The 8563-nt window shown below is 39.3% G+C and carries 6 protein-coding genes and 1 pseudogene; 1 reads left to right on the top strand and 6 read right to left on the bottom strand.

Annotated elements, in window-relative coordinates; all coding sequences use genetic code 11:
- Nucleotides 1-553: 553 nt before the first annotated feature.
- Nucleotides 554-3346 carry a PocR ligand-binding domain-containing protein gene (locus tag FXW07_RS00325; protein WP_229393222.1) on the bottom strand — a complete coding sequence of 931 codons (2793 nt, stop codon included), beginning with the start codon at nucleotides 3344-3346 and terminating at the stop codon, nucleotides 554-556.
- A 537-nt stretch (nucleotides 3347-3883) separates the two neighbouring features.
- Here FXW07_RS00325 and FXW07_RS00330 point away from each other — a divergent pair.
- Nucleotides 3884-4726, top strand: coding sequence for an Mrp/NBP35 family ATP-binding protein (locus tag FXW07_RS00330; RefSeq protein WP_229393224.1), 843 nt, complete (start codon nucleotides 3884-3886; stop codon nucleotides 4724-4726).
- 247 nt (nucleotides 4727-4973) lie between these two features.
- On the opposite strand, the gene FXW07_RS00335 is transcribed toward FXW07_RS00330, so the two are convergent.
- From FXW07_RS00335 to FXW07_RS00355, 5 genes and pseudogenes are all read right to left on the bottom strand, one after another.
- On the bottom strand, nucleotides 4974-5300 hold the full coding sequence (locus tag FXW07_RS00335; protein ID WP_048120749.1) for a DUF2769 domain-containing protein: 327 nt from the start codon (nucleotides 5298-5300) through the stop codon (nucleotides 4974-4976).
- Nucleotides 5301-5833: 533 nt separating this feature from the next.
- Complete coding sequence (locus FXW07_RS00340) at nucleotides 5834-6307, bottom strand: hypothetical protein (RefSeq protein WP_229393226.1); 474 nt, start codon at nucleotides 6305-6307, stop codon at nucleotides 5834-5836.
- Nucleotides 6304-6513 (bottom strand): hypothetical protein, encoded by a 210-nt coding sequence (locus FXW07_RS00345; protein ID WP_229393228.1) that lies wholly within the window; start codon nucleotides 6511-6513, stop codon nucleotides 6304-6306. The genes FXW07_RS00340 and FXW07_RS00345 overlap by 4 nt, the downstream gene beginning before the upstream one ends.
- Nucleotides 6510-6821, bottom strand: a pseudogene (locus FXW07_RS00350) (tetratricopeptide repeat protein); the annotation flags it as partial. The pseudogene FXW07_RS00350 and the gene FXW07_RS00345, both read right to left, overlap by 4 nt.
- Nucleotides 6822-6833: 12 nt before the next feature.
- A partial coding sequence (locus tag FXW07_RS00355) for a tetratricopeptide repeat protein (protein ID WP_229393232.1) occupies nucleotides 6834-8563 on the bottom strand: 1730 nt, incomplete at its 5' end.

Genomic DNA, 8563 nt, shown 5'->3' on the forward strand with positions numbered 1-8563 from the left:
ATGCTGATGTAACATCTTGTGTATCATCCTCTTGAAGTTCAGTTTACAGGTACGACACATTTATTCGAAGAATATCATGTGTGTTTAAGAAGGAAACATGAGCGACAACCAGAACTTAAACACAGCCAGAACTAAGGAGACATATAGCAAATGGACATGATATTCTCCGTGATTTCTTCTTCTCTTGCAGGTGGTCCGGGTGAAGGGCAGATAGGTTGTGTATGCCTGTATAATATAGCCTTGTTGCAGTGCTGACGATATTGCTGCTATTCTATCGGCTCAACAAAAATCCGGGGCTGCCTATCTACAAAATACTTTTTCTCTGACACTTGATGGTCGGCGTGCAATTAACTGCTTCGATTATTTGAGGTTAAAATAATAAATCTCATTAAAAAATTCAATCTCAACTGATATATCTACACGATTGAAATTTAATCCAAGTTAATTATATATTACTTGCCTCTGATGTTTAAATGCAATAGCATAGCGAACAAACAATATATGAATTCTCGTCAACTGATCATTGTATGAGAATTCGATTTTACTATTTTTTTCAATTTTGCACTGGCACCTTGAACCTTATAACAAATTCAGTCCCAGAACCTCTTTTGAGTTCAATTTTGCCCCCTAACTGGTCTACCAGGACTTCCACTAACTGTAAACCAAGAGAGCTGGAATCTTCTATATTAAACTCCTCAGAAATACCAGTCCCGTTATCTGAGACTATTAAAGTAAAATCAGTGCCGTCATAATTTTCTTTTGTTCTTCCCTGCTCTTTATCTGCTTGCTTTACAGAGTTTTCTTTGCGAAGTTTGATTTGAATTTTCCCATTATCTCTGCCTAAAAATGCGTACTTCAGGGAATTTGAAACAAGTTCATTAATGATTATTCCAAGTGGAACAGCGACATCCATATCAAAGAAAATGTTTTCTTCCAGCTCGACGTTCAGGCTCGTATTGACATTTCCAACTCTATAAGTCTGGAACAGATTTTCAACAAGCCTTTCAAGGTATGCCGAGAAGTTTAATGTATCTGTTCTTTTGCCTTCATGGAGCTCTTTGTGGATAAGGGCAATTGACATTACTCTGTCCTGACTCTCTTTGAAAGCGTTAAGAACTTCCACATCCTTAGCATATTTTCGGCTTCTGAACTTTTCAGCCTGCAGGTCAAGAAGAGAAGAGATCACTTGCAGATTATTTTTAATTCTGTGATGGATTTCTTTTTTTCTGGCTTCTTCAGCTTTTACAAGTAGTCTTTCCGCATTGATTTGCTCAGTAATATCTCTTGCAATAGCTGAGATAGCAATCAACTTTCCAGAAGCATCAAAAACTGGAGAATAAGTTATTGAAACATTTGTCATTGTGCCATCTTTTTTTAGCCGTAAAGTTCTGTAATGATGGACTTTTTCTCCATGTTTAACTTTTTTAATTATCTTTTTTATTTCCCCTTTAAGATTATCCGGTTCCAGTATTGAGACATTTTTACCCAGAATTTCTTCAGCAGAATAACCGTAAATATGTTCTGCCGTTTTGTTCCAGCTGGTAATAGTACCATCAAAAGACTCTGTTACAATAGCATCATTTGATGATTCCACAGCATCCGCTAATATTCTGATCTTCTCCTCTGTTTTTTTGCGATCTGTAATGTCCTGAATTGTTCCCCTCAGTCGAATTGGACTTTCTGTCTCATCAAAAACAACTTTGCCCTGCGCGTGGACTATACGTTCCTCTCCATCAACTGAGATCCTGTGATCAATGCTAAAGGATTTTCCAGTTAAAACACTTTTAATGGCATTATCCACATAGCTTCGATCTTCGGGATGTGTAAAGTTTAAGAGCTCACGATATGTATGAAAAAGCTTTTGGGGAGCGCACCCAAAGATACGACACATCTCATCAGACCAGTACATTTCATCAGTTGCAAGATTCCAATCCCAATTTCCAATATGAGATAATTTTTGGGCTTCAGAGAGTCTTCTCTCTTCCTCCATAAGTGATTCATAAGCCTTTTCAAGCTCTGATGTACGTTCTTTAACTTTTGCTTCTAAACTACCATGTGCTCTTTTAAGGGCTTCTTCTGCTTTTTTGCGCTCAGTTATATCCTGCGTTATACCAAAGCCGCCGGTTACCATCCCGTCTTTGTCAAGTTCAATATATGCTTTTTCACGCACCCATTTGATCTTACCGTCTACGGCAATTCGATGTTCTATGTCGTATGGTTCGCCTTCTAATCCCATCTTCCATTTCCTATCAACATATTCCCTGTCATCCGGATGAACTTTTGAAAGAAAAGTTTCATAGGTTAAAGGGATACCTTTTTGGACACCGAAGATGTGGTGATTTTCATCAGACCAGGTTAGTTTGTTTTTGCGCACATCCAGACGCCAGCTTCCGATGTTTCCCACGGTTTGAGCACGATCAAAATCCTCCCTGTTTTTCTCTAGCTTATCCACAAGGATATCGCTTTTTGCAAGCGACTGGGAAAGCTTGAAGTTACTGTAGCTTAGTTGTGAGAGTATGTTGGCAAGTTTCACGAAGAATGCCATTTTTTTGTTCACAGATTCCTTACTTAACCGTGGAACTTTTTCAAACGCTGCTATGTATTCCTCCTCGTTGAAACCATATTTTCTAGCCTGGGATCTGAAAAGCTCATAGTCCACAGGTTCCCCTTCAAAAAAGAACTGTCCTGAGAAAATATTGGCAACGTGCTTACCGCCTACCATGACTGGGGTCGCTACATCCCACATGTTGTTCTTGCACATGTAAAGCTTAAACTCTCCAGGGGGGACGCCAACGGATAGCTTTATGTCGCTTTCTATGCAGTTTTTGCAGGTTTCGGGGTGAATTCTATGAAATTTTGTGCAGATATCCTGCCATGCGACGCCTGCAAGAATATTGCCTTTCAGATCGATCAGGCCCACGGGAATGTGAACAAGCCTATAGAAATCATCCATGAGAGACTGGATCGCTGGAACATCAATAATATCAGTCAGATCAAGGTTTGCCACTTCACCAGCTTCACTTTCCGGAAGTTTTTCTTCAAATTCTCTCCAGTCACTTATATCGAATCCATAAATGTTTACGCATTTTTCTTCAGGTATCGGGTAAAACCCAACAAGATATACTCCTTTTCTCGTTTCAACTTTTATTTTTTCAGGTTTATTTAGGGAAATTACATTCTTTACGACACCTTCGATATAGGACGGCAGTTTCTCTCCTACTGCCATACCCCATTCATGTAATAAGGTCTCACCAGCTTTATTTGAGTAAAGGACAGTGCAATCATTTGCAACACTGAGTATAGGATTCGGATTTGTTGACGGAAATAGCTCCAGGTCTATTGTCATAATCCCCCTCAAGCTCCTCTATTTGATGGCGATATGCCTAACTTTACTATATTGTTATGACCACTCACAAGCTTGAGTATCTTCTTTAATTTAAAAAAATATATAGTTTATTAAATTTAAATGCTATCTCAAAATTTGTAATATCGCCAAACTTGAAAAACAATAAAAAATATCTACTAATGCAATACAAACCTGGAAATATATCATTTATCGTAACTATTTGGCATGAAAGTTGGCATGAAAGTTGGCATGAAATTTCTTTCAACTAATTAGTGAAGACGCTTTCCTTTATTAGTGAAGATGCTTTCCTTTATTAGTGAGGATGCTTTCCTTTATTAATGAAGATACCTTCCCTTTATTAGCGAAGATGCTTTCCTTTATTAGTGAAGACGCTTTCCTTTATTAGTGAGAATGCTTTCCTTTATTAATGAAGATACCTTCCCTTTATTAGCGAAGATGCTTTCCTTTATTAGTGAAGACGCTTTCCTTTAAAGAGATAACTAACGGGAAAAGGGGAAATTTAAACAGGAGATCAAAATGACAGATCCGGTTCAACCACTGGTAAGCTTATCAAAAAAGTCCACTGAACCCAAAATGATAGTCAACCTCAGACGCATCAAGCGTAAAATCCTGATTATGAGTGGAAAAGGCGGAGTTGGGAAAAGCACAGTTGCAGCAAACCTGGCTATCGGACTGGCTCTGCATGGATATAGAGTGGGACTTCTGGATTGCGATATTCACGGCCCGACCATTCCCACGATTTTCGGCATGGAATCTATGAAGCCAGAAGTTAGCGAAGAAGGCATAATGCCAGTTGAGGTCCTTCCCAATCTTTCGTTGATGTCTATAGGTTTTCTACTCGAAGATAAAGACTCTCCCGTCATATGGAGAGGACCATTAAAAATGGGGATTATCGAAAAGTTACTGGAAGACGTTGTCTGGGGAGAACTTGACTTTCTGATTATAGATCTGCCTCCGGGCACAGGAGATGAACCCTTGAGCCTGGCCCAGTTGATCCCCAATATTGACGGTTCAATACTTGTAACAACTCCTCAGGACGTAGCTCTCGTCAGCGTCCGTAAATCAATCGGTTTTTCTAAAAACCTCAATGTCCCTATTATAGGCATTGTTGACAACATGCATGGTTTGGTCTGCCCCCACTGCGGCAAGCCGATAGAAGTGTTCAGGAATGGAGGAGTGGAAAAAGCTTCGAAAGATTTCAACATCCCTATCCTTGCCAGACTTCCTATAGAACCAAAAGTCGCAGAAATGGAAGATAAGGGCACAGTTGTCCTGGAAATGCTTGAACATGACACGGAGTGGCAGAAAAACTTTGAAAATTTTGTGGCCACAGTAGAAAAAATCCTGTACGAAAAATAAGCGAGATAAGTAGTTATAGAATTTAATGCAGTTAAGAATTACGCACCTGGGGTTCAAGATCAATTACAGTAAAATCAATTACAGTAAAATCAATTACAGTAAAATCAATTACAGTAAAATCAATTACAGTAAAATCAATTACAGTAAACGCTATGGTTTTAATTTGCGTTTTAAATAGTTAAAAGATTTAATAGCTATTGATTTTTCAGTTCAGCTGCATAAATCCTAAAAAAATAAAATAAGGGAATCAGGCTCTCCCGTTATTGCAGTAATACTTAACTACGTTTGCATTCTCTAGATTGTTCTCTTTCCAGACAGCGCAGGTATAACAAATGCAGTCTTTGTTAGGATTTAAGTCTTTACAGGCAGCTTCACCTGCCGAACAGTAGACTCCAGGAACACTTTTCGGCGATGGAGATTTACCTTCTCCTAAATTTTTCGCTTCACTTTTGAAGTTTCCCATTTTTTCCAATGCGCATGCACTCTCGGATTGCACAGGACACTGCGAACACATACATCTTTCGAGATTTGATGCAATATAAGGAACTTCTACAGATTTACTCATATTACTCATTCTACTCCCCCTTCAATATTATAATATTCGTGAAATAATATTCATTCCGTATTCTGGATTTATAGAATAAAATCTTTTTCAGTTTTCAGAATTGTTGTGACTTGGGGCTTATTTGAAAAGCCAGCGATATATGTTGAAAAGTTAATCCTGGCAGGCGAAGAAGATGGACCTCCATTTTTCCGAAAAAGCCGAAAATCTCCTCAGGGCCTGTAAAATGGATGAAGAGTAAAAGATCCGCCAGGATGCCAGAAAAAACGGCCCCCTTTCTCCGAAAGAAAAGCTTTCCAGGGACTGCACAGTCAGAGGAAAGGTAAGCTGTGAAATTATTCATAACAGGAAAAACAATTGAGAATCGCTGAATTTACTTTTCGCGGGCTATCAGGTTATTGCTTTATCTTAGCCCCAGACTCTCACCGGTCGCAAGCGACCGGCTTTTCCGAAAAAAAGACTGAGAAAAAAGACTGAGAAGACGCAAACCTAAAAGAAGAAATAATTATTTTTGGAACAATTACACTGAAGAATTCTGCCACATCTCAAAATGTGTGATAAGAAATAATCCCCAGGTAATCCAGGAGAACAATAGTAAGTGCCACAAAGCTGAGGACCAAAAACAAACCGGATATCCGTATAAGCTTATATTTCCCTTCCAGGATCTTTTCAAACTTTTTCTTAGAATCCCGGCTTGAATTTATGTTTATACCATATTTTTTCCTGACCAGCACCATTAACGCAAAAATCAGGCTTATGAGCCACAAAACAAGCGGAGCCGCGTATATCAGGACTGAAACTCCTTCCATGCTTTTTACATCGGAAAACGTTATGGCATGGAAATAAATCCCTTCTAGCAGCCCTGTTATGATAACAAACTGTTTTGCAGTGTCTTCCACGCTGGAAATGGATTCCCCAACAATTTTTTCGGCATTCTGCTTCCAGAAAGGGTTCGGTTCCGCTTCCCTTACAGGAGCTTCCTCTTCAGCACCTTTTTCTCCGGAATCCTCACTATTCATGTTTTCACTTCATATTCAAATTCTTTCTTGCAATTGGGGCAAGTGAGATCTATAAATAAGCTTTTAGCAGTTTTTCTCCTGAGTTTATCCTTTATATCAGAAAACCCCACACGCACTACAACTGTTTCTCCGTCTTTAACAACTTTTTCTACATCAGTCTTATATTTGTACCAGCAATGAGGGCATTTAATAAGCTCAATAGTCATCTTTCATCCCTTACTTTTTCGAGACAGTTTTTAAATATCTTCCACCATTTTTTCTTATTTCTCCCACTCTGTCTTTTTTTATCCATTTTTCCTTTTAATCTTTTAATGTCTTTTCGTGCCAGCTCTATATAAGGAGATCTCAGCTGATCGAATATTTCAAAAGCAGTGGAATAAGCTCGAAGAGCAAGTTCGTACTCCTCTTCTTCTTCGTATATTCTTCCCATTTGTCCCAGTGTTATTGCAATTCCGCTTTTGTTTCCCAGCTCTTCTTTAATTTTCAGTGACTGGTTATACTTTTTCACTGCTTCTTCGTAGTTGCCCTAGAAATAATGAACATTTCCAAGCGCGTGCAGTGTTCCTGCAATTCCGCTTTTGTTTCCCAGCTCTTCAAATGTTTTCAGCGACTGGTTATACTTTTTCACTGCTTCTTCGTAGTTGCCCTGGAAATAATGAACATTTCCAAGCGCGTGCAGTGTTATTGCAATTCCGCTTTTGTTTCCCAGCTCTTCTGAAATTTTCAGTGACTGGTTATACTTTTTCACTGCTTCTTCGTAGTTGCCCTGAGAATAATGAACATTTCCTATCTGATGCAGTGTTTGTGCAATTCCGCTTTTGTTTCCCAGCTCTTCTGAAATTTTCAGTGACTGGTTATACTTTTTGATTGCTTCTTCGTAGTTGCCCTGATCCTGATGAATCATTCCAAGCGCGTGCAGTGTTWKTGCAATTCCGCTTTTGTTYCCCAGCTCTTCTTTAATTTTCAGTGACTGGTTATACTTTTTCACTGCTTCTTCGTAGTTGCCCTGATCCTGATGAATCATTCCAAGCTGATGCAGTGTTATTGCAATTCCGCTTTTGTCTCCCAGCTCTTCAAATGTTTTCAGCGACTGGTTATACTTTTTCACTGCTTCTTCGTAGTTGCCCTGGAAATAATGAACATTTCCAAGCTGATGCAGTGTTCCTGCAATTCCGCTTTTGTTTCCCAGCTCTTCTTTAATTTTCAGTGACTGGTTATACTTTTTGATTGCTTCTTCGTAGTTGCCCTGATCCTGATAAATCATTCCAAGCGCGTGCAGTGTTATTGCAATTCCGCTTTTGTTTCCCAGCTCTTCTTTAATTTTCAGTGACTGGTTATACTTTTTCACTGCTTCTTCGTAGTTGCCCTGACCCTGATGAATCATTCCTATCTGGTGCAGTGTTTGTGCAATTCCGCTTTTGTTTCCCAGCTCTTCTGAAATTTTCAGTGACTGGTTATACTTTTTCACTGCTTCTTCGTAGTTGCCCTGAGAATAATGAACATTTCCTATCTGGTGCAGTGTTTGTGCAATTCCGCTTTTGTTTCCCAGCTCTTCTTTAATTTTCAGTGACTGGTTATACTTTTTCACTGCTTCTTCGTAGTTGCCCTGATCCTGATGAATCATTCCAAGCGCGTGCAGTGTTATTGCAATTCCGCTTTTGTTYCCCAGCTCTTCTTTAATTTTCAGTGACTGGTTATACTTTTTCACTGCTTCTTCGTAGTTGCCCTGATCCTGATGAATCATTCCAAGCTGATGCAGTGTTCCTGCAATTCCGCTTTTGTCTCCCAGCTCTTCTGAAATTTTCAGTGACTGGTTATACTTTTTCACTGCTTCTTCGTAGTTGCCCTGACCCTGATGAATCATTCCTATCTGGTGCAGTGTTTGTGCAATTCCGCTTTTGTTTCCCAGCTCTTCTGAAATTTTCAGTGACTGGTTATACTTTTTCACTGCTTCTTCGTAGTTGCCCTGAGAATAATGAACATTTCCTATCTGGTGCAGTGTTTGTGCAATTCCGCTTTTGTTTCCCAGCTCTTCTTTAATTTTCAGTGACTGGTTATACTTTTTCACTGCTTCTTCGTAGTTGCCCTGATCCTTATGAAGCTTTCCAATCTGGTGCAGTGTTWKTGCAATTCCGCTTTTGTTTCCCAGCTCTTCTTTAATTTTCAGTGACTGGTTATACTTTTTCACTGCTTCTTCGTAGTTGCCCTGAYCCTGATGAATCATTCCWAKCTGGTGCAGTGTTTGTGCAATTCCGC

Source organism: Methanosarcina sp. DH1, assembly GCF_020804205.1.
Lineage (GTDB): Archaea > Halobacteriota > Methanosarcinia > Methanosarcinales > Methanosarcinaceae > Methanosarcina > Methanosarcina vacuolata.